Source organism: Bordetella hinzii LMG 13501, assembly GCF_001548475.1.
Classification (GTDB): Bacteria; Pseudomonadota; Gammaproteobacteria; order Burkholderiales; family Burkholderiaceae_B; genus Bordetella; species Bordetella hinzii.
Map to the genome: position 1 here is coordinate 156,166 of NZ_LRUJ01000005.1, position 21,894 is coordinate 178,059.

A 21,894-nucleotide genomic window follows, 5' to 3' on the forward strand; every position below is an offset into this window, starting at 1 on the left:
CCCATCCCTGAATCAGTTCATGAACCACTCTTTCATGCGCGCCAGCAGGCTCTTGAAATTGCCCGTCTGCGCGGCGACCTTGCGGCCCCGCACGCGCTGCATGCGCGCTTCCTGCAGCAAACCCATGACCGTCGAGAAGCGCGGATTGCGCATCACATCGGCCAGGCTGCCTTCGTATTCCGGCACCGCCACGCGCACCGGCTTGAGGAAGACGTCCTCGGCCAGCTCTATCATCCCGGGCAGTTGCGCCGAGCCGCCGGTCAGGACCACGCCCGAGGCGAGCAGATCCTCGTAACCGGAATCCCGGACGACTTGCTGCACCAGCGAGAACAACTCCTCGACCCGCGGCTCGATGACAGCGCCCAGCGCCTGGCGCTTGACCTGGCGCGGACCGCGATCGCCCAGGCCAGGCACTTCGACGGTCTCGTCGGGGCTGGCCAGCACCTGCTTGGCCACGCCGTAACGCAGCTTGATCTCTTCGGCATCCGGCGTCGGCGTGCGCAGCATGGCGGCGATATCGTTGGTGATCTGGTCGCCAGCGATGGGAATCACGGCGGTATGGCGGATGGCCCCGCCCGTAAAGATCGCCACATCGGTCGTGCCGCCGCCGATATCGACCAGCACCACGCCCAGTTCTTTCTCGTCGGCCGTCAGGCAGGCCAGGCTGGAGGCCAGCGGCTGCAGGATCAGGTCCTGGACTTCCAGGCCGCAGCGGCGCACGCACTTGACGATGTTCTGGGCGGCGCTGACCGCGCCGGTCACGATGTGCACCCGGACCTCGAGACGCAGGCCGCTCATGCCGATCGGCTCGCGGATGTCCTCCTGGCCGTCGACGATGAACTCCTGGGTGAGCACATGCAGCACCTGCTGGTCGGTGGGGATGTTCACGGCCTTGGCCGTCTCGATCACGCGCGCCACGTCGGTGGCGGTGACCTCCTTGTCCTTGACCGCGACCATGCCGCTGGAATTGAAAGAGCGGATGTGGCTGCCCGCGATGCCGGTGTAGACGTCGCGGATCTTGCAGTCGGCCATCAGCTCGGCCTCTTCGAGCGCGCGCTGGATGGAGTTGACGGTGGTCTCGATATTGACCACGACGCCCTTGCGCATGCCGCGCGACTCGTGCTGTCCCAGCCCGAGTACCTCGAAGCGGCCTTCGGGCAGGATTTCGGCCACCACCGCAACCACCTTGCTGGTGCCGATATCGAGGGCGACGATTAGGTCCTTGATGTCACGGGTCATGGCGTCAATTTTTCTTGGCAGGTTTCGATTTGGAATGTGATTTGCTTTCTGACGGGGGCAGCGGCGCGAGGGCCAGCGCAAAGCCGTTCGGGTAACGCAGGTCCGCGCCCGTCACCGTGCGCCCCTCCAGACGGCCGGCCACCCCGGGCCAGACTTGCACAAAGCGTTGAATGCGCGCGGCGAACGGCAAGGCGCCCGGCAGACCATGCGGATCCGGCGCGTCCGCGCCCGGATCGCGGCCGAGATCCAGCGTCATGCCGTTGGACAGCACCGCCTTCCAGGCATAGCGCGGGCTGAGCTCCAGTTCCTTGACGTGCAGGTCCAGCGGCGCGAACCAGCGCGCCAGTTCGGCGTAGCGCTGCACCACCAGGCTCTCCGTGCCGTCCGGGCCGGCAAACTGAGGCAAGGCGTCCTCGTCCTCCAGCTCGCCCGTGTTGGCCGTGAACGACTCGCCCCAGGTGTTGATCATCTGGTTTTCGTTCCATAGCGCCAGGGGCTGCTGCTCCTCGATCCGCACGCGCAAGGTATTGGGCCAGATGCGGCGCACGGTGGCATGGCGCACCCAGGGCACCGACTCGAACACCTCGCGGGCCTCGTCCAGGTCCACGGTAAAGAAGTTGCCCTTGAACCGGCCCGCGATGGCCGAGCGCACCGATCCGGGCGACACATAGTGCAGCTCGCTGTCCGGCATGGGCTCCAGCTCGATGGCGGCCAGGTTGAAATACGGCCGTTGCGCCACCCACGCCACGCCGGCCAGCAGCAAGGCGGCGACCGCCAGCACGGCCAGCGTGTTGGCGATCAGATTGATGGTGCGAGCCTCGTTCCACACAGAGTGTCCTATTCTTTGGCGCGTGCCGGGGCACGCAGCTTGCAAGAGGCCTCGGCCAGGATCGCCACGCAGAGGTCGGCATAGCTCATGCCGACCGCGCGCGCGGCCATCGGGACCAGGGAATGGCTGGTCATGCCGGGAGACGTATTCATCTCCAGCAGCCAGGGCCGGTTTTGCGCATCGAGAATGAAGTCCGCGCGCCCCCACCCTTCGCACCCGAGGGCGCGATAGGCCTGGACGGCGATCTCTTCGACCTGCGCGGCGACCCCCTCGGGCAGGTCGGCCGGGCAGTAGTACTTGGTGTCGTCGGTGAAATATTTGTTCTGGTAGTCGTAGTTGCCATCAGGCGCCACGATTTCGATGACGGGCAAGGCCCGCGCGCCGCGGCCCGCACCCAGCACGGCCACCGTCAGCTCCCGGCCGCGCACGAATTGCTCGGCCAGCACGACCTCGTCGAAGTGCGACGCCGAGGCATAGGCTTGCTTCATGTCGGAATAACCGGCCACCTTGGTAATGCCGACGGTCGAGCCCTCATGCGGCGGCTTCAGGATAAGCGGCAGGCCGAGCCGGTCGGGCACCAGGCGCAGCTCGGTCTTGGCGTCGATTTCCTCGAATGCCGGAGTGGGCAGGCCATGCTGCAGCCAGATGCGCTTGGTCATGATCTTGTCCATCGCCACGGCCGAGGCGGCCACGCCGCTGCCCGTGTAGGGGATGTTCAAGAGTTCAAGTGCTCCCTGGATCGCGCCGTCTTCGCCGTAGCGCCCATGCAAGGCGATGAATACGCGGTCAAAACCGGCCGACTGAAGCTCGGCCAGGCCCTGTTTGCCGGTATCGAACAAGTGCGCGTCCACGCCGGCGCCGCGCAGTGCTTCGTGCACGCCCGCCCCCGACATGAGCGAAATCTCGCGTTCGGCGGAACGGCCGCCGTAAAGCACGCCAACTTTTCCGAAATGCTGTGTCATGCGTGCTCTCCCAACTGCGACGGAACCTTGCTGATCGAGCCGGCGCCCATGACGATCAGCACATCGCCGTCGCGCATGAAGTCGCGCACGGCCTGGGGCAGCTCGGCGACATCCTCGACGAACAGCGGCTCGACCTTGCCGGCCACGCGCAATGCGCGCGACAGCGCCCGCCCGTCGGCGGCCACCAGGGGCGGCTCGCCCGCGGCGTAGACTTCGGTGAGCAGAACCGCGTCCGCCGTGCCGAGCACCCGCACGAAATCCTCGAAGCAGTCGCGCGTGCGGGTGTAGCGGTGCGGCTGGAAGGCCAGCACGATGCGGCGGTCCGGCCAGGCGCCCCGGGCGGCGGCCAGGGTGGCCGCCATTTCGACCGGATGGTGGCCGTAGTCGTCGATCACGGTATACCTGCCACCGCCGTGCTCCTGCGACACGGGATAGTCGCCCCACTGTGTGAAGCGGCGGCCCACGCCCTTGAAAGCGGCCAGCGCCTGGCAGATGGCCTCGTCGGACACGCCCAGCTCGGAAGCCACGGCGATGGCCGCCAGCGCATTGCGCACGTTATGCAGTCCCGGCAGATTGAGTTCGACGTCGAGCGCCGGCAACTCCGCATCGCGGTCGCGGCGACGCACGGTGAAACGCATGCGCGTGCCTTCGGCACGCACGTCCTCGGCGCGCACCTGCGCCTCGGGACTCAGGCCGTAGGTCGTGATGGGGCGCGACACGAAGGGCATGATTTCGCGCACATTGGCATCATCGACACACAGCACGGCCGAACCGTAGAAGGGCAGGCGCTGGGTGAACTCGATGAAGGCGCTTTTCAGTCGCGCCACATCGTGCCCATAGGTGTCCATGTGGTCGGCGTCAATATTGGTGATGATCGCCATCACCGGCAGCAGGTTCAGGAAGGAAGCATCCGACTCATCGGCTTCCACGACGATGAACTCGCCCTGCCCCAACTGGGCATTGGCGCCCGCCGAATTCAGCCGCCCCCCGATCACGAAGGTGGGGTCGAGTTCGCCGGCGGCCAACACGCTGGCCACCAGGCTGGTCGTCGTAGTCTTGCCGTGCGTGCCGGCCACGGCGATGCCGCGCTTGAGCCGCATGAGCTCGGCCAGCATGACCGCGCGCGGCACGACGGGGATGCGGGCCGCGCGGGCCGCGATGACTTCCGGATTGTCGCCGGCCACGGCGGTCGAGGTGACGATGGCGTCGGCGCCCGCCACGTTCTCGGCCGCGTGGCCGATGGAGACTTTCAGGCCCAGGTCGGCCAGGCGCCGCGTGACGGCCGACTCGGCCAGATCGGAACCGCTGACCACGTAGCCCAGGTTGAGCAGGACTTCGGCGATGCCGCTCATGCCCGAGCCGCCCACGCCTACGAAATGAATATGTTGAATGCGATGTTTCATGATTGACGCCTCGCTGCCGCCATGCAGACGTCGGCGATATGTTCCGCCGCGTCCGGACGCGCTTGCGCGCGCGCCCGCTCGGCGACGGCTTGAAGTTCTGTACGGTTGCGTTGCCCCAGCCATTCGGCCAGCCATTCGGGCGTCAGCGCGCTTTGCGCCTGCAGCCAGGCGGCCTGCGCATCGCTCAGGTAGCGCGCATTGGCTGTCTGGTGATCGTCGATGGCATGGGGGAAAGGCACAAACAGTGCGGCCACGCCGGCTGCCGCGACCTCGGCCACCGTCATGGCGCCAGCGCGGCAGATCAGGAGATCCGACCGGGCCAGCGCATCGGCCATGTCGTCGATGAAAGCCAGGCACTCGGCCTGCACCCCCGCCTCGGCGTAGGCGGCCTGCAGCGCCTGCAGATGCTGGGCGCCGGCCTGGTGCGTCACCACGGGACGCTGCGCCGGCGCGATCCGGGCAAGTGCCTGGGGCACCACGGTATTGAGCGCCTGGGCCCCCAGCGATCCGCCGACCACCAGGACGCGCAAAGGCCCCTGGCGCCCGGCGTAGCGCGGCGCGGGTTCGCCCAGCCGGCAGAGATCGGCGCGCACCGGGTTGCCGACATCCTCGGCGCCGGGCAATACATTGGGAAAGCCTGTCAGCACCCGGCTGGCCATGCGCGCCAGCCAGCGGTTGGCCGTGCCCGCCACGGCATTCTGCTCGTGGATCACCATGGGCGTGCGCCGCAAGGCCGCGACCAGGCCGCCCGGGAAGGCGACATAGCCGCCCATGCCCAGGACCACATCCGGCTTGATGGCCGACAAATGGCGCCAAGCCTGGACCATGGCTCGCGTCAACAAGAGCGGGAGCTTGAGCAAGGCCGCGGCGCCACGGCCGCGCACGCCCTGGAAACGCAGGGGAGCCAGCGCGATGCCACGCGCCGGCACCAGCTTGCCCTCCATCTTGTCGGGATTGCCCAGCCAGCGCACTTGCCAGCCGCGCTGGCGCAGGATGTCCGCCACGGCCAGGCCCGGCATGATATGCCCGCCCGTGCCGCCGGCCATGATGAGGATGGTGGGCGCGCTCATACGCGGCCTCCCCGCATCATCACCCGGTTTTCGTAGTCCACGCGCAGCAGCATGGCCAGGGCGCAGAGATTCATCACGATGCCCGAGCCGCCATAGCTCATCAGGGGCAGGGTCAGCCCCTTGGTGGGCAGCAGGCCGAGGCAGACGCCCATGTTGATGAAGGCCTGCACACCGAACCACATGGCCACGCCATGGGCCACGAGGCCGGCGAAGGTGCGCTCCATGGCGATCGCCTGGCGGCCAATGTCGAAACCGCGCTGCAGGATGATGCCGAACAACACGATGACCAGCATGACGCCGGCAAACCCCAGTTCTTCGCCCACGACCGCCATGAGGAAGTCGGTATGCGCCTCGGGCAGGTAATGCAGTTTTTCCACGCTGGCGCCCAGGCCGACGCCGAACCATTCACCGCGCCCCAGCGCGATCAGCGAATGCGACAGCTGGTAGGCGCTGCCATAGGCGTTCTCCTCGTTCCAGGGGTCGAGATAGGCGAACAGGCGCGCGCGGCGCCACGGCGACAGCCAGATCAGCATCAGGAAGGTGCTGACCAGCACGGCCAGCAGGCTGCTGAAATATTTGCCGTTGATGCCGCCCAGGAACAGGATGCCGATGGCGATGGCGACAATCACCATGAAGGCGCCGAGGTCGGGTTCGAGCAGCAGCAGCATGCCGACGCCGCCCAGCGCGCAAGCCATGGGCAGAAAGCCGCGCGCGAAGGCCTGCATATGCTCCTGCTTGCGCACGGTGTAGTCCGCGGCGTAGAGCAAGGCGGCCAGCTTCATCAGTTCGGAGGGCTGGAAATTAAGCGGCCCCAGCGGAATCCAGCGATGCGCCCCGTTGACCTCGCGGCCGATGCCCGGAATCAGCACGGCCACCAGGAGGACCAGCGACACCATGAACAGTGGCACGGCCAGGCGCTGCCAGACGCGGATGGGCACGGTCAGCACCAGGGCGCCGGCCACCAGGCCAGCCGCCATGAACAGCCCGTGGCGGATCACGAAATAGTAGCGGCCGTAGGAGGCATAGCGCGGCCCATCGGCCAGGCCAATGGAGGCCGAATACACCATGAGCAGGCCGAGCAGCAGCAGCGTCGAAGCCGCCACGATGAGCGGCAGGTCGCTATTGCGCATGCGCGTGCGTCCCGGACGGACGGCGTTGACGCTGGCGGTCAGCTCGGCAAACAGGCTCATGCCACCTCTCCCCGGTCGCGGGCCAGCTCTTCGACCTCTTCGGCGAAGACCTCTCCACGGTGCGGATAGTTGCGGAACATGTCCAGGCTGGCGCAAGCCGGCGACAGCAGCACGGCATCGCCGGGCTGGGCCAGCTCGGCCGCGCGGCGAACGGCCTGGCGCATATCCTCGGCTGTCACGATCTGGACGCCGGTGGGCGCGAGCACCTCGCCGATGGCGGGGCCGTCCACGCCGATCAGCACCACCGCGCGCGCATGCCTGGCCACGACGGAGCGCAGCGGCGAGAAATCCTGCCCCTTGCCTTGGCCGCCGGCGATCAGCACCACCGACTGGCCCAGGCCTTCGAGCGCGGCCACCGTGGCGCCGACATTGGTGCCCTTGCTGTCATTGATGTAGTCCACGCCGCCGATATTGCGCACAAAGGCGGCGCGATGGGGTTCGCCGGCATATTCGCGCAAGGCGCGCAGCAGCGGCCCCCAGCCCAGATCCAGGACCCGGGCCAGCTGCAGGGCCGCCAAGGCATTGAGCGCATTGTGCACGCCGCGGATACGCAGGGCATCGACCGGCATCAAGCGGCTCATGCGGCCCTGGCCGCGCCGGGGCGGCGGGGCATCCTTCTTGCGGCGCACGGGCGGCGCCGGTTCATCGAAATCGCTGGGCTCGCAGGCCACCAGCCATGCCACGCCCTGGCCGAGCTCCAGGCCCATGTCGCCCACGCACGCCGGCAGATCGCGCCCGAAGCTGCGCACATCCAGGCTTCCGACATCGGGAACCATGGCGGTGGTCAGCGGATCGTCTCGATTGACGATGGCCACGCGGGCCATCTTGAGCAAACGCGCCTTGGCCTGCGTATAGGCCTGCATGCCGCCGTGCCAATCCAGGTGGTCCTGGGTGACGTTCAGGACGACGGCGGCATCCGCGTTCAGGCTGCGCGTGGTTTCCAGCTGGAAGCTGGAGAGCTCGAGCACCCAGACGTCGGGCAATTGGTCATGATCGAGGGCATCCATCAGCGAGGTCAGGGCGGCCGGGCTGATATTGCCGGCCGCGCGCGCGCTCAGGCCGCTGGCCTCGATCAATTGACGGGTCAGGGCGGTCACCGTGGTCTTGCCATTGGTGCCGGTCACGGCCAGCAGCCGGGGCCGGTAGTCACGCGCCTCGGCCAACTGGACCAGGGCACGAGCAAACAATTCGATCTCGCCCACCACCTCGATGCCGCGCGATGCGGCCGCCGCCAGCAGACTGGCCGTAGGTTCCTGCGCCGGCGCCAAGCCCGGGCTGAGGACAAGCTGGGAAACGCCGTCGAGCAGCGCCGGATCGAAATGCCCGGCGCAGCCCAGGTGGTACTCGACCGCGGCCTCGCGCAGGGCGGCGCGCAGGCCGTCCAGCCCTCCCGGCTGCGCGCGGGTATCCGCCACGCGAAGACGGGCGCCTTCGCGTGCGCACCAGCGCGCGGCGGCCACGCCCGTCTCGCCCAACCCGAGGATCAGGACAAGCGGCGCGTCGGCGCGGGAGGTATCTTCGGTGTTCATCGCAACTTCAGGGTCGAAAGGCCAATCAGCACCAGCATCATGCTGATGATCCAGAAACGGACGACGACCTGGGTTTCCTTCCAGCCGCCGACTTCAAAATGGTGGTGTAGCGGCGCCATCCTGAAGATGCGCCGGCCCTGCCCGTACTTGCGCTTGGTGTATTTGAACCAGGTCACCTGCAACATCACGGACAAGGTCTCGACGACGAACACGCCGCCCATGATGAAGAGCACGATCTCCTGGCGCACGATCACCGCGATGGTCCCCAGCGCGCCGCCCAGCGCCAGCGCGCCGACGTCACCCATGAAGACCTGCGCCGGATAGGCGTTGAACCACAGGAACGCCAGCCCCGCCCCGCCGATGGCCGCGCACAGCACCATCAATTCGGAGGCGCCCGGGATATACGGAAACAGCAGGTACTTGGAGTAATCGACGCGCCCCACCACATAGGCAAAAATGCCGAGCCCGGCGCCCACCATGACCGTGGGCATGATGGCCAGGCCATCCAGGCCGTCGGTCAGGTTGACTGCATTGCTGGTGCCGACGATGACAAACCAGGTCAAGGCCACGAAGCCCAGCACGCCCAGGGGATAGCTCACCGATTTGAAGAACGGCACGATCAGGTCGGCCCGCGTGGGCAGCGGCATACTGAAGCCACTGGCGACCCAGGCCTTGAACAGCGGCCACAACTCGGTGTTGGCCGGCGCGGACACAGCAAACGCCAGGTAGACCGCGGCCACCAGGCCTATCGTCGCCTGCCAAAAGAATTTCTGGCGCGCGGGCATGCCCTCGGGATCGCGATACACCACCTTGCGGTAGTCGTCCATCCAGCCGATCCAGCCGAAGCCGAAGGTCACCAGCAGCACCACCCACACGAAACGGTTGGTCCAGTCGGCCCACAACAGCGTACTGATGGCGATGGAAATCAGGATGAGGGCGCCGCCCATGGTGGGCGTGCCCGTCTTGACCAGGTGCGACTCGGGGCCATAGGCGCGCACGGCCTGGCCGATCTTCATTTCGGTCAGCTTGCGGATCACCCGCGGACCGGCCGCCAGCCCGATGAGCAGGGCCGTGGCGCAGGCCAGCACCGCGCGCAAGGTGATGTACTCCAGCACGCCGATCGCGCGCACATCGTCGGACAACCAACGGGCAATCTCAAGCAGCATGCTTGTCCCCCTGGCCCGGGGCCGTCTCGTTGTCGTTTACAGAAAAAGCCGTCACTACCCGCTCCATGCGCATAAAGCGCGAACCTTTTACCAATACGCTGGCCGGGCGCATGCCGCGCAACGCGGCAACGACTTCGTCTACCGATGCGCAGGCGCGCGCCTTCGCTCCGAATTCGGCCGCGGCCGCTCGGCTGGCGTCACCTAGCGTGAACAGTGCGTCGATCCCGTGATCGCGCGCGTACCCGCCAACCTCACGATGCATGGCGGGACCGTTGTCCCCGACCTCACCCATATCTCCGAGCACGAGCGCGCGCGGACCGGGCAGTTGCGCGAGAACCTCGATGGCCGCGCGTACCGAGTCGGGGTTCGCATTGTAGGTGTCATCAATGAGCAACGTACCGTCACTCATTTCTTTGCGTTGCATGCGTCCCTTGACCGCGGCAAAGGCCTGCAGGGCGCGGACCGCGCTCGTCAAGGGCGCACCGGCGGCCAGCGCGCAGGCAATCGCGGCCAGGGCATTGCGCAAATTGTGCGCACCCGGTACCGGCAGCGCCAATTCGGCGACCCCGGCGGGCGTTACCACCCGACACAAGGTGCCCGAGACGCCGGGCCGGATTTCTTCCGCATAGACATCCAGCCCAGGCTGCAGGCCAAAGCGCAGCACGCGCCTGGCGCCTGCCAGCCCGTCCCAGATGGCCGTGTACGGATCATCGCCGGGATAGACGGCCACGCCCTCTTCGGGCAAGGCGGCGATGACCGCCCCATTCTCGCGCGCCACGGCCTCGACCGTATGCATGAACTCCTGGTGCTCGCGCTGCGCATTGTTGACCAAGGCCACCGAGGCCTGCGCCATCGGCGCCAGCTGGGCGATTTCGCCGGGGTGGTTCATCCCCAGCTCGAACACGGCGGCGCGATGCTGGGCGCGCAGGCGCAGCAGCGTCAGCGGCAGGCCGATGTCGTTGTTGAAATTGCCGGCGGTCGCCAGCCTGTGCTCTTCACCCTGCCAGTCAGCCAGGATGGCGGAAATCATTTCCTTGGTGGTGGTCTTGCCATTGCTGCCGGTCACGGCGATCGCCGGCAATACAAACCGGGCACGCCAGGCCGTCGCCAGGCGCGCCAGCGCCTGGCGCGTCTCGCCCAGCACGAGCTGAGGCAGGCCGGCATCGGACACCGGATGGGCCACCACCGCGGCGCAGGCGCCCGCGGCCTGCGCCTGGGCCAGATAGTCGTGGCCGTCGAAAGACTCGCCGGCCAGCGCCACGAAAAGCTGGTTGGCCGCGATGTTGCGGGTATCGGTCGACACGCCGGCGACGTGCGGCAGCAGCAAGGCCGCGCGCGCCCATTCGCGGTCATCGAAGACCAGCTTGCGGCCGGCGATTTCCTGGTACGTTTCGTGTCCCTTGCCGGCCAGCAGGACAATGTCCTCGGGCTTGCTGGTCCAGACCGCATGCATGATGGCCAGGGCGCGATCGGCCTGGGATTCGACGCGGGCATCCGCGCCCACGCCCGCCAGCACCTGGTCGATGATGGCCTGGGGCGATTCACTGCGCGGATTGTCGCTGGACACGATGACGCGGTCAGCCAGTTCGCCGGCGATGCGCCCCATCTCCGGTCGCTTGCCCGGATCACGGTCGCCGCCGCAGCCGAACAGGCAAACCAGGGAGCCGCCCCGTGCCTGCGCCACGGGCCGCAGCGCCATGAGCGCGCGCGACAAGGCGTCCGGCGTATGCGCGTAATCGACCACCACCATGGGCCCTTGGCTGGGTATCGTCAGTTGCCCGAGCGCCGGCGCGGCCACGGCTTGCAGGCGGCCATCGACCGGCACGGCGGCCGCGACCTCGCGGGCCACCGCCGATACTGGCCAGCCCAGCTTGAGCAGCATGCCCGCAACCAGCAACAGATTGGAGACATTGTGGCGGCCCAGCAGGCGGGTGACGACCTGGGCCTCGCCCTGCGCGGTCTTCAGGGTGAAGACTTGGCCATGGGTGGTGGCCTGCAGGTCGCGGGCAAGCACATCGCCCTCGGCCCGTTCGGTCGAATAGGCGCTCGCGAATCCCGCCGGCAGCCTGGCCAGCAGACGACGTCCGGCAGGGTCGTCGGCGTTGATCACCGCGCCCTGCAGCCCCGGCCAATCGAACAGCAAGGCCTTGGCCGCCTCGTAGTTCTCCATGGTGCCGTGATAATCGAGGTGGTCGCGCGTCAGATTCGTGAAGCCCGCCGCCACCAGGCGCACATTGTCCATGCGCCCCTGTTCCAGGCCAATGGAGGACGCTTCCATCGCCACTGCTTGCGCCCCGGCGTCGCGCATGGCTGCCAGCCAGCGGTGCAGGGTGACCACATCGGGCGTGGTCAGGCTGCCACCCAGCGAACGGCCGTCCGGCAGCAGGCCGCCCAGCGTGCCGATGGTGGCGCAGGGCTTGCCTAGGCGGGTAAGCGCCTGAGCCAGCCAGTGCACGCAGGAGGTCTTGCCATTGGTTCCCGTGACGGCAAGCACGGTCAGGCTGGCGGACGGCTGGCCATACCAGCCATCGGCCAATTCGCCCAACATGCCCCGCAAGCCGGCCACGCCCAGCAGGCGGTCATCGCGCGGTACGGCCACGGCCAGGGCGTCGCTGTCATAGACCACCGCGGCCGCACCAGCGGCCAGCGCCTGCTCTATATAGAGACGGCCATCGCCATGCACGCCCCGGCAAGCGACGAACACATCGCCCGGGCGCAAGTCGCGCGAATCCAGCCGCAGATCGGCCGAGGCCGCCACCTGGCGGCGCAGCTTCTGTAATACCGGCAGCGAACTGCCCACGGCGGCACGGTGCATGCTCATCGCGCCCCCCCGCCTTCGACACCCGCGACAATGGTGGACTCGAACGGTGCATCGGGCTGCACGCCCATCAGGCGCAGCGTGCCGCCCACGATGCTGGAGAACACGGGCGCGGCGATGGCGCCGCCGTAATACCCGCCCACCTGCGGCTCGTCGATGGAGACGGCCACGACCACCTTGGGATTGGAAACCGGGGCGAAGCCCACGAAAGAACTGCGATACCGCTGCAAACTGTACTTGCCATCCACGATCTTGCGCGCCGTGCCGCTCTTGCCGGCCACCCGGTAACCCTGCACCTGGGCAGCCTTGGCGCCATCGGGGCCGGCCGCGGCCTCCAGCATGGCACGGATCAGGCCGGCGGTTTTGGGGGTATAGATCTTCACGCTGGTCGGATCGCTGTCGCGCTTGACCAGGGTCAAGGAAACCATGTCGCCATCGCGGGCGAACACCGTATAGGCGCGCGCCACTTGCAGGAGCGACACCGACAGGCCATAGCCATAGGCCATGGTCGCCTTCTCGATCAGGCGCCAGCGATCCCAGGGACGCAGACGTCCCGGCGCCGCGCCCGGGAAGCCCAGCTGCGGCGCTTGCCCCAGTCCCAACTCCGTGAAGCGATCCCACATTTCGCGGGCCTGCAGCTTCTCGGAAATCATGGTCATGCCGATATTGCTGGAGCGGCGCAGCACGCCGGCCACATCCAGCACGCCGTTGCGGCTGACGTCGCTGATCGTCGAACCCTGGTATTGGAAACGCCCGTTGCCGGTGTCGAAGGTGGTCGACGTGGTGATGCGGCCCAGATCCAGCGCGAGGGCCGCCGTGAAGGGTTTCATGATGGAACCCGGCTCGAAGGTATCCGTGATCGCCTGGTTGCGCAGCGTGGCGACCTTCCAGTTCTCGCGCCGGTTGGGATCATAGGAAGGCAGGTTGGCCAGCGCCAGGATTTCGCCGGTATGCACGTCCAGGACCACGGCCGTGGCGGCGCGCGCCTGGTGTTTGTCCAGCGCGGCCTGCAATTCCTTGTAGACCAGGTATTGCAGCCGGGTATCGATGGACAGGCGCAGGTCGCGCCCGTCGACCGGCAAGGTCACCGCCTGCACGTCCTCGATGACACGCCCCAGCCGGTCCTTGATCACGCGGCGGGTGCCGGGGCGGCCGGAGAGCTGCTGGTTGAAGGTCAGCTCCACGCCCTCCTGGCCCTGATCCTCGACGTTGTTAAAGCCCACGATATGGGCGGTCACTTCGCCTTCAGGGTAATAACGGCGCGATTCCGGCTGCTGGTGTATGCCCGGCAGCGCCATCTGCTTGACCTTATCGGCCACATCCATCGGCACCTGGCGCTTGATGTAGACGAAATTCCGGTCCTCGTCCGTGAGCCGGCGGCGCAGCTCGGCGGCCGGCGTATCCAGCAGCTTGGCCAGCGTGTTGATCTGTTCGGGCGTGGCGACCTTGGCGTCCTCGGGAATGGCCCAGATCGCGCGCGCCGGCACGCTGGACGCCAGCACGACGTTGTTGCGGTCGAGAATCTTGCCGCGCGTGGCCGCCAGGGTCAGGGTGCGCTCATAGCGCCGCTCGCCCTGCTGTTGCAGAAACTCATTGGACAGGCCCTGCAGGAACAGGGCGCGGCCGGCCAGCACCAGGAGCCCGGCAAACAGCAGTATCAGCACCAGGCGCGCACGCCACATGGGCAATTGCCCACGCAGCACCGGATTGTCGAAGAAGGGCACGCGCTTCATTGCGCGCCTCCCGCCACGGCGGCCGGCTGCACCATATATATGGTGCGGTCGGGCACGATGGGAATCATCTTGAGCTCATCGCGCGCGGCACGGTCGACGCGGGCATTGCGGGCCAGTTCGGCACGCTCGAGCTGCAGGCGGCGCCAGTTGGTGTCCAGATCTCGGGCCTCGGCCTGGCCGCGGCCCAGCTCTATATAGAGTTGGCGCGACTGATAGCGGCTCGTCACCAGGGAGATGGCGGAGAGCATCAACAAGGCGGCGACGATGAGGCTGGCACGGCCCATTAGCGGCGCCTCCCCTTGATGGCTTCGGCCGCGCCGGGCACGCCCGGCACGAATCCGGCCGCGCCGTCCGGCGGCAGGGGCTGCGAAGTCCGCTCGGCCGCGCGCAGGATGGCCGAGCGCGAGCGGGCGTTGCCGGCGACTTCCTCGTCATCGGCAACGACCTTGCCCAGGGATTGCAGAATGGGTTGGGGGAGTTCGCTTTCCCGCAGGGGCAGGCGCGGATGCGCGGCCGCGGGCCTCGCGGCCGCCGCGATGCACTGCTTGACCATCCGGTCTTCCAGCGAATGAAAACTGATCACTGCCAACCTCCCCCCTGGGGCAAGCAGCTCTATAGCTGACGCGAGGGCGCGCGCGAGCTCTTCGAGTTCCCGATTGATGTAAATCCGTAGAGCCTGAAAGGTGCGTGTGGCCGGATGCTGCCCCTTTTCGCGCGTGCGGACGGCGCTGGCGACGCACTCGGCAAGCTCGAGCGTGGTGCGCAGCGGCCGTGTTGCGCGGCGAGCAGCAATCGCCTTTGCAACCTGAAAAGCAAACCGTTCTTCGCCATAATCTGCGATCACCTCCCGCATCTCTTCCACACTGGCTTGCGCCAGCCAATCCGCAACCGTGGGACCACGGCTCGTATCCATACGCATGTCCAGCGGGCCTTCTCGCATGAACGAGAACCCCCGGCCGGCATCATCAATCTGGGGCGACGACACGCCCAGATCCAGCATCACGCCATCGATCCGATCGATGCCGCGCGCCGTCAATTCCTCGGCCATGGTGGCAAAGCCCCCATGAACCACCTGCACCCTGCCATCCTCGGCGGCCAGGGCCTGCGCCACCGCGATGGCCTGGGGATCCTTGTCGAACACCACCAGCCGGGCTTGCGGCCCCAGGCGCCGCAACAGCTCGCGGCTGTGCCCACCGCGGCCGAAAGTCCCATCGACGAAGACACCGCCCGCGCGCCGGCCCTCGGCCGCCGCCGCATCCTGGGAGCGCTTGCGGGAAGCCCCCCTGCCGCCGAAATCGGCTTGCAACAAGGCGTCCACCGTCGGCTCCAGCAGGACGGGCCGGTGCTCGAATTCCATAGTCGGTTTCAGAACGAAAACTGATTCAACACGTCCGGCATCCCCTGGGCCAGATCTTCCGCCTCGCGGCGGGCCAGGGAAGCGGCATCCCAGAGCTCGAAGTGCGTGCCCATGCCGAGCAGCATCACGTCGCGCGTCATTCCGGAAGCGTTGCGCAGTTCGGGAGCGATGAGCACCCGGCCGGAGCCGTCGATCTCAACGTCCTGGGCATTACCCAATAACAGTCGCTGCAGCGCGCGCGCCGACATCGGGAAAGCCGCGATCTGCTCGCGCTTCTTTTCCCACTCGGGTCGCGGATAGACCAACAGACAGCCGTCCGGGTGGCGAGTCAGGGTCAGCCGGCCTTCGGCCTGCGACACCAGGGCGTCACGATGCCGGGTCGGGATCGAGATCCGGCCCTTGGCATCCAACGTGAGCGCGCTGCTTCCCTGAAACACAGATTTGCCCCACTTAATTGCACAAATTCCTACTTTTTCCCACTCTACGGGAAGGCACAAGACGGGTCAAGCTGGCAGTTGCAATTTTTTCAATCACAACAAGGACTTAGAGCAACTTGTAAACGAAGAGACGGAGAAAACATCCTGATAAATCAGGATCTTGCGCAGGGAACTCAAAGTCCTTAGTCAAGAAGTGGCCGCAAACAAGTGGTTTCTCGCTCGGACCTGTCGACGGATAAGGGAGTCATGACGCGGGTCGCCGGCCATGGGCCTATCGCGACGCGGAGAGGAAAATGCAAAGCAGATCTATAGGCCGGATTCTGTACGCCAGGTCGCCCTGGCGGGCAATCATTCCTCTGGGCGAACCATTGCTGGAACGCTCTAGCCACCTACCCGCATGCTCGGACGAGCCGCCCTTGCGGGCCCGAAGGCCCTGCGCATGCCTATTTGGTGTTGCTCCGGATAGAGGTTGCCGCGTTTCACCCTGCGATGCCGGTGGCCGTTGCCAGCCGCCGCGGCACGGAGATGGCCGTGCCGGTGCATTCTTGCGAATGCCCGCCCCGCAGACTCGTCTCTGTGGCCCTGTTCCTCGGCTTGGCGCTCGCGCGCCTCACCGGACGGCCGTTAGCCGCTATCCCGCCCTGTGGAGTCCGGACCTTCCTCGATGGATGAGCCACCGCGATTGCCCGATCTGCCTTGCGGCGGGCATTGTAGTACACCCAGCCCCGGCGGCCGGTTCCTGCGACAATACGGGCTACGTTCCGCGCAGAATCCTCATGGCTCAAAACACGCTTATCTCCCTGACCGACGTCCAGCTGGCCTATGGCCACCATCCCCTGCTCGACCATGCCGACTTCGCCATCCAGGAAGGCGAACGCATCGGCCTGATCGGGCGCAATGGCGCGGGCAAGTCTTCGCTGCTGCGCCTTCTGGACGGCCGCAACCAGCCCGACGATGGCGATATCAGCCGCACGTCCGGACTGAGGGTGGTCACGGTCGAGCAGGAGCCCGTGCTGGACGAGACGCGCACCGTCTACGAGGTCGTGAGCGACGAACAGGCCCATCCCGAGGACTGGCAACGCCCGGCGCGCGTGCGCGCCACGCTGGAAAAGCTCGGCCTGCCCGCCGACGCCCTGATCGCGGGCCTGTCCGGCGGCACTCGCAAGCGCGTGGCCCTGGCCCGCGCGCTGGTCGACCAGCCTGACTTGCTCCTGCTGGACGAACCCACCAACCACCTGGACTTCGAAGGCATCGCCTGGCTCGAAGAACTGCTGCGCACCTGGAAAGGCGCCGCCGTCATCATCACCCACGACCGCCGCTTCCTCGATGCCATCGCCACGCGCATCGTCGAACTGGACCGCGGCAGGCTGTTGAGTTTTCCCGGCAACTTCAGCCAATGGCAGGAGCGCAAGGCGCAATGGCTGGAGGCCGAGCGCCTGGAGCAGGCCCGGTTCGACAAGCTGCTGGCGCAGGAAGAGATCTGGATACGCAAAGGCGTCGAGGCCCGCCGCACCCGCAACGAAGGCCGGGTCCGCCGGCTCGAGCGGTTGCGCGTAGAGCGTGCCGAACGGCGCGAGCGCGTGGGCAACGTCAACCTGGCGGTCGCCCAGGGCCAGCGCTCCGGCAAGATCGTGGCGGAGTTGCGCGAGGTCAACAAGGCCTTCGGCGACAAAACCGTGGTCCGCGACTACTCGACCACCATTTTGCGCGGAGACCGCATCGGCATCATCGGTCCCAATGGCGCCGGCAAGACCACGCTGCTGAAGATCATCCTGGGCCAGCTTCCGCCGGACAGCGGCACCGTACGCACCGGCACCAATGTCGAGGTCGCGTATTTCGACCAGATGCGCGCCCAGCTGGACGAGGACGCCGCGCTGGCCGACATCATCAACCCCGGCAGCGAATGGGTCGAAATCGGCGGCACGCGCAAGCATGTCATGAGTTACCTGGGCGATTTCCTCTTTTCGCCCGCGCGCGCCGGCTCGCCGGTGCGCAGCCTGTCCGGCGGCGAGCGCGCCCGCCTGCTGCTGGCCCGGCTATTTGCCCGCCCGGCCAATGTCCTGGTGCTGGATGAACCCACCAACGACCTCGATATCGAAACGCTGGAGCTCCTCGAAGAACTGCTGCAGGACTATGCGGGCACGGTCCTGCTGGTCAGCCACGACCGCGCCTTCCTCAACAATGTGGTCACGCAGACCATTGCCTACGAGGGCGAGGGCCGCTGGCGCGACTATGTCGGCGGCTACGATGAATGGCTGCTCCAGCGCCCGCAACCGGCCGTGGCGACACCGGCCGCTCCGGCGGCCGCGGCGCCTGCCGCCGCGCCGCGCGCCAAACCGGCGCGGGCCGCCAAGATCAGCTCCTGGGAGTTGCGCGAGCTCGAAGAATTGCCCGACGTGATCGCCGGCCTGGAGGCCGAACAAGGCGAATTGAGCGCCAAGCTGGCCGACGGAAGCCTCTATCGCGACGCGCCCCAGGAGGTTGAACGGATCCAGGCCGAACTGGCCCGCATCGAAAAAGACCTCGAGGCCAAGTTCGAACGCTGGGAAACGCTCGAAGAACGGCGCGCGGCCAGCGGCGGCTGAAAAAAACCCGGCCGATGCCGGGTCGCTCGCGGGTGGCGCGCGGGCCTCAGCCCTGCACGCGCCAGCGCAAGGCCTCGCCGGCGGCCAGCGGCACCAGCGTGGTGTTGCCGAAGGGCACTTCCTCGGGGATGGTGAAATCCTCGCGCAACAGCGTCAGGCTGCCCGTATTGCGCGGCAGGCCATAGAAATCCGGCCCGTGGTGGCTGGCGAAGCCTTCGAGCTTGTCCAAGGCGCCCGCATTCTCGAACGCCGTGGCGTAAAGCTCCATGGCGTGCAGCGCCGTATAACAGCCGGCGCAGCCGCAGGCATGCTCTTTGAGGCCGCGGGCATGGGGCGCGCTGTCGGTACCCAGGAAAAAGCGCGGGCTGCCGCTGGTCGCCGCATCGACCAGGGCCTGGCGATGCACTTCGCGCTTGAGGATGGGCAGGCAATACCAATGCGGCCGCACGCCGCCCTGGAAGATCGCATTGCGGTTGTACAGCATGTGCTGCGGCGTGATCGTGGCGGCGATCGGCCCTTCGGCGTCGCGCACATACTCCGCGCCGTCCTTGGTCGTGATGTGCTCGAACACCACCTTCAGGCCAGGGTAGGCACGGCGCAGCGGCTGCATGACGCGCTCGATGAAGACCGCCTCGCGATCGAAGACGTCGATGGCCGGATCCGTGACTTCGCCATGCACCAGCAAGGGCATGCCGGCCTTCTCAAGAGCGTCCAAGGCCGCGCCGCACTTGCCCAGCAAGTCCGTGACGCCGGCATCGGAATTGGTCGTCGCGCCGGCGGGATACAGCTTCACGGCATAGACCTGGCCGCTGGCCTTGGCACGCTCGATCTCCGCCGCCGGCGTGTTGTCCGTCAGATAAAGCGTCATCAGCGGATTGAAATCCGCCGCGTCGCCCATGGTCTTTTTCAGGGCTGCGACGATACGCTCGCGATAGGCCAGCGCCTGCTCGGTGGTCGTCACCGGAGGCTTGAGGTTGGGCATGATGATGGCGCGCGCGAACTGGCGCGCCGTATCGCCCACCACCGCCTCCAGCGCAGCGCCATCGCGCAAATGCAGATGCCAGTCGTCGGGGCGGGTGATCGTGAGTTGGGCAGGGTTGGACATGAAAGAGGGCCTTTACTCGGCCAAGGGCATGCCGCGCTCGGCCAGGGCGGCGAACATGGCGCTGCCCAGCGGAATCACGGCGTCATTGAAATCGAAATGGGAGTTGTGCAGCACACAGCCTGACTCCGCCCCGCCTTGTCCAAGGCGGAAATAGGCGCCAGGCTTGGCCTGCAGCATAAACGAAAAATCCTCCGAGCCCATGGACGGGATCAGATCGCGCACGACCTTCTCCTTGCCCACCATCTCGGTGGCGATATCGGCAACCAGCGTGGCGTGTTGCGGCGTGTTGAGGGTGGCCGGGTAGATGCGCTCGTAGTTGACCTCCGCGGTCGCGCCAAAAGCACCGGCGATCGACGTTGCCAGCTCGCGCATACGAGTCTCGACCATCTCCTGCACAGACTTGCGGAACGTGCGCACCGTGCCCACCATCTTCGCCTCGCGCGGAATCACGCTCATGGCGCCGGGGTGGCCCGCCTGGACCGAGCCGATGGACACCACGGCCGAATCCAGCGGATTCACATTGCGCGACACGATAGTCTGCAGCGCCGTGATGAGATGGCCGGCGACCGTGACGGGGTCTATGGTCTGGTAAGGGTGGGCGACGTGCCCGCCCCGGCCGTTGATGACGATCTCGAAACGGTCGGCGGCCGCCATCATCGGGCCGGAATTGACGCCTATCGTGCCCGGCGGCAGGCCCGGCCAGTTGTGCAAGGCATAGATGGCATCACAGGGAAAGGTATCGAACAGGCCATCGTCCATCATGGCCTTGGCGCCGCCCCGGCCCTCCTCGGCCGGTTGGAAGATCAGCACGGCCGTGCCATCGAAATTGCGCGTCTGGGCAAGATAGCGCGCCGCGCCGAGCAGGACCGCCGTATGCCCATCGTGGCCGCAGCCATGCATCAGCCCGGGCTTGGTCGACTTGTGCGCGAAATCGTTGTCCTCGGCCATGGGCAAGGCATCCATATCGGCCCGCAGGCCGATCATCCGGCCGCTGTCGCAGCGCCTGCCGCGGATCACTCCCACCACACCCGTCTTGCCGATGCCGCGGTGCACCTCCACCCCCAGGGCCTCCAGGGCGCCGGCGACGATGCCGGAAGTCCGCACCTCTTCGAACCCCAATTCAGGGTGGGCGTGCAGATCGCGGCGCAGGGCCGTCAACTCGTCATGAAAAAGCCGTATCGACTCGAGAGGAGAGCGTGCGTACATAGGACGTTACAGGAGCATGGCAGGAGGGTGTGTGTAGGCCGATTTTAGTTGCTACAGAGGATAAATGCCTTTGTCTTTACCCTGGAGACACGTTATGCTGCGGCCCGCAGGACATTTTTTCCAACATCCAGAGAAGGAGCGCCGCATTATGGCCACACCCTCCAAAACCGCGACCACGCGCAAACCGAATGCCGCGTTTATGAAGCCCCTGACCCCCAGCGCCGAGCTGGCCGCTGTCATCGGCTCGGAAGCCGTGCCGCGTACCGAGGTCACCAAAAAGATCTGGGACTACATCAAAAAGCACAACCTGCAAGACGCCAGCAACAAGCGCAACATCAATGCCGACGCCAAGCTGCGCCCCATCTTCGGCAAGGATCAGGTCACGATGTTCGAACTGACCAAGCTGGTCAACGCTCACCTGAAGTAAGCACCAGGGTCGAGGGCGTACCTCGTACGTCCCTTCCTTGCGCGGCGCCGCCAGTGCCCGCCCAAGCAGGCCGGGAGCCGCTGTCCTGCGTACCCGGCCATGCTGTCCCGCATCGCCTCTCTCCCTTTCTCTCCCCCGCCCTGCCCGTGCCATCGCGCGGTATCGCTCGCGCGTAAAAAAGCCGGCTCGAGGCCGGCCTTGGGACATCGATCGCCGCTCAGGCGTAGCTGGATGGAGGATTGCCCTCCAGCAGTGCCAACCAGCCCTTGATCAGTCGATAGAGCACCCATACCACGGTTGCCACCATGCCGATCCAGCCGATGTAGATCAGCATCAGCACGAAGCTGATCGCCAGCCAGAGCAGCGACCACCAGAACGTGCGCAGCAGCCAGTCGAAGTGCGAAGCGTAGACCGTGCCGGCAGTATCAGAGCGCTTCAGATACATCAGCACCACGGCCGCGAGCGTCGCCACACCCAAGATACCGCCGGTCAGAAAGCCCAGCGCAAACAGGCCGTAGGAAACATGCGCCAAGGTGCGCAGATCCAGGGATTGGGAACCCGGTACGGGATTGGGAGATTCACTCACGATCACTGCTCCATCGAATACATTCGCCCAATCTTACCGCACTATGCCGGACGTTCCTGACGGCCGTTGTTATTTGGGTACGCAGTGGCACAGAGCTCTTGCTCGCCCTTGTCAAGCCTGGGTTTTCCTTGTGTCACACGCCGTGGCGCCGGGTCATGCGGGCGTGGTCGATGCGTTGGGTGTCCGACACTGCCGCCGCCGCCCAAGAGGTCATGCGGGGGGAGGGAGGCGGGGGTTTTGTAGGGGTTGGGG

At 66.6% G+C, this 21,894-nt stretch carries 18 protein-coding genes and 1 other RNA gene; 2 read left to right on the forward strand and 17 right to left on the reverse strand.

The genetic code is table 11. The annotated features are described in order from the left end of the window. Positions 1 to 12: 12 nt before the first annotated feature. The 14 genes from ftsA to rnpB form a co-directional block, all read right to left on the reverse strand. On the reverse strand, positions 13 to 1,239 hold the full coding sequence (gene ftsA, locus AXA74_RS05470; protein WP_029578502.1) for a cell division protein FtsA: 1,227 nt from the start codon (positions 1,237 to 1,239) through the stop codon (positions 13 to 15). A 4-nt stretch (positions 1,240 to 1,243) separates the two neighbouring features. Next, positions 1,244 to 2,068 carry a cell division protein FtsQ/DivIB gene (locus AXA74_RS05475; RefSeq protein ID WP_029578501.1) on the reverse strand — a complete coding sequence of 275 codons (825 nt, stop codon included), beginning with the start codon at positions 2,066 to 2,068 and terminating at the stop codon, positions 1,244 to 1,246. Positions 2,069 to 2,076: 8 nt separating this feature from the next. Beyond that, a complete protein-coding gene (locus AXA74_RS05480; protein WP_029578500.1) occupies positions 2,077 to 3,030 on the reverse strand; it encodes a D-alanine--D-alanine ligase in 954 nt (317 codons plus the stop codon). Continuing rightward, entirely contained in the window at positions 3,027 to 4,433 is a 1,407-nt protein-coding gene (gene murC, locus AXA74_RS05485; RefSeq protein WP_032964674.1) for a UDP-N-acetylmuramate--L-alanine ligase, read from the reverse strand. The genes AXA74_RS05480 and murC overlap by 4 nt, the downstream gene beginning before the upstream one ends. Next, a complete protein-coding gene (murG, locus tag AXA74_RS05490; RefSeq protein WP_029578498.1) occupies positions 4,430 to 5,503 on the reverse strand; it encodes an undecaprenyldiphospho-muramoylpentapeptide beta-N-acetylglucosaminyltransferase in 1,074 nt (357 codons plus the stop codon). Before murG ends, murC begins: the two co-directional genes overlap by 4 nt. Then, the gene (gene ftsW, locus AXA74_RS05495) at positions 5,500 to 6,693 is read right to left on the reverse strand and encodes a putative lipid II flippase FtsW (protein WP_029578497.1); all 1,194 of its coding nucleotides are present in this window, start codon (positions 6,691 to 6,693) and stop codon (positions 5,500 to 5,502) included. The genes murG and ftsW overlap by 4 nt, the downstream gene beginning before the upstream one ends. Further along, positions 6,690 to 8,222 (reverse strand): UDP-N-acetylmuramoyl-L-alanine--D-glutamate ligase, encoded by a 1,533-nt coding sequence (gene murD / locus AXA74_RS05500; protein WP_032956903.1) that lies wholly within the window; start codon positions 8,220 to 8,222, stop codon positions 6,690 to 6,692. The genes ftsW and murD overlap by 4 nt, the downstream gene beginning before the upstream one ends. Next, positions 8,219 to 9,388, reverse strand: a complete 1,170-nt coding sequence (mraY, locus tag AXA74_RS05505) for a phospho-N-acetylmuramoyl-pentapeptide-transferase (protein ID WP_029578495.1) — start codon at positions 9,386 to 9,388, stop codon at positions 8,219 to 8,221. The genes murD and mraY overlap by 4 nt, the downstream gene beginning before the upstream one ends. After that, a complete protein-coding gene (gene murF, locus AXA74_RS05510; RefSeq protein ID WP_032956892.1) occupies positions 9,378 to 12,209 on the reverse strand; it encodes a bifunctional UDP-N-acetylmuramoyl-L-alanyl-D-glutamate--2,6-diaminopimelate ligase MurE/UDP-N-acetylmuramoyl-tripeptide--D-alanyl-D-alanine ligase MurF in 2,832 nt (943 codons plus the stop codon). The genes mraY and murF overlap by 11 nt, the downstream gene beginning before the upstream one ends. Continuing rightward, positions 12,206 to 13,939 (reverse strand): peptidoglycan D,D-transpeptidase FtsI family protein, encoded by a 1,734-nt coding sequence (locus AXA74_RS05515; RefSeq protein WP_029578492.1) that lies wholly within the window; start codon positions 13,937 to 13,939, stop codon positions 12,206 to 12,208. Before AXA74_RS05515 ends, murF begins: the two co-directional genes overlap by 4 nt. Then, entirely contained in the window at positions 13,936 to 14,223 is a 288-nt protein-coding gene (ftsL, locus tag AXA74_RS05520; RefSeq protein ID WP_029578491.1) for a cell division protein FtsL, read from the reverse strand. Before ftsL ends, AXA74_RS05515 begins: the two co-directional genes overlap by 4 nt. Next, positions 14,223 to 15,296, reverse strand: a complete 1,074-nt coding sequence (gene rsmH, locus AXA74_RS05525) for a 16S rRNA (cytosine(1402)-N(4))-methyltransferase RsmH (RefSeq protein ID WP_029578490.1) — start codon at positions 15,294 to 15,296, stop codon at positions 14,223 to 14,225. The genes ftsL and rsmH overlap by 1 nt, the downstream gene beginning before the upstream one ends. 8 nt (positions 15,297 to 15,304) lie before the next feature. Further along, positions 15,305 to 15,733, reverse strand: coding sequence for a division/cell wall cluster transcriptional repressor MraZ (gene mraZ, locus AXA74_RS05530; RefSeq protein ID WP_029578489.1), 429 nt, complete (start codon positions 15,731 to 15,733; stop codon positions 15,305 to 15,307). A gap of 293 nt (positions 15,734 to 16,026) precedes the next feature. Beyond that, an RNA gene (gene rnpB / locus AXA74_RS05535) (RNase P RNA component class A) lies at positions 16,027 to 16,431 on the reverse strand. Positions 16,432 to 16,509: 78 nt separating this feature from the next. On the opposite strand from rnpB, the gene AXA74_RS05540 reads away from it, so the two are divergent. Next, positions 16,510 to 18,318 (forward strand): ATP-binding cassette domain-containing protein, encoded by a 1,809-nt coding sequence (locus AXA74_RS05540; protein WP_032964679.1) that lies wholly within the window; start codon positions 16,510 to 16,512, stop codon positions 18,316 to 18,318. Positions 18,319 to 18,364: 46 nt separating this feature from the next. Here AXA74_RS05540 and pyrC read toward each other — a convergent pair whose 3' ends face one another. Further along, positions 18,365 to 19,423, reverse strand: a complete 1,059-nt coding sequence (gene pyrC / locus AXA74_RS05545) for a dihydroorotase (protein ID WP_032956889.1) — start codon at positions 19,421 to 19,423, stop codon at positions 18,365 to 18,367. 12 nt (positions 19,424 to 19,435) lie between these two features. Then, the gene (locus tag AXA74_RS05550) at positions 19,436 to 20,629 is read right to left on the reverse strand and encodes a M20 aminoacylase family protein (protein ID WP_060833140.1); all 1,194 of its coding nucleotides are present in this window, start codon (positions 20,627 to 20,629) and stop codon (positions 19,436 to 19,438) included. A gap of 148 nt (positions 20,630 to 20,777) precedes the next feature. Between AXA74_RS05550 and AXA74_RS05555 the strand changes: the two genes are divergently transcribed. Further along, positions 20,778 to 21,056 (forward strand): SWIB/MDM2 domain-containing protein, encoded by a 279-nt coding sequence (locus AXA74_RS05555; RefSeq protein ID WP_025517203.1) that lies wholly within the window; start codon positions 20,778 to 20,780, stop codon positions 21,054 to 21,056. Positions 21,057 to 21,273: 217 nt separating this feature from the next. Here the strand turns inward: AXA74_RS05555 and AXA74_RS05560 are convergent, their stop codons facing one another. Continuing rightward, complete coding sequence (locus tag AXA74_RS05560) at positions 21,274 to 21,648, reverse strand: DUF4870 family protein (RefSeq protein ID WP_032956886.1); 375 nt, start codon at positions 21,646 to 21,648, stop codon at positions 21,274 to 21,276. Between the last annotated feature and the right edge of the window lie 246 nt (positions 21,649 to 21,894).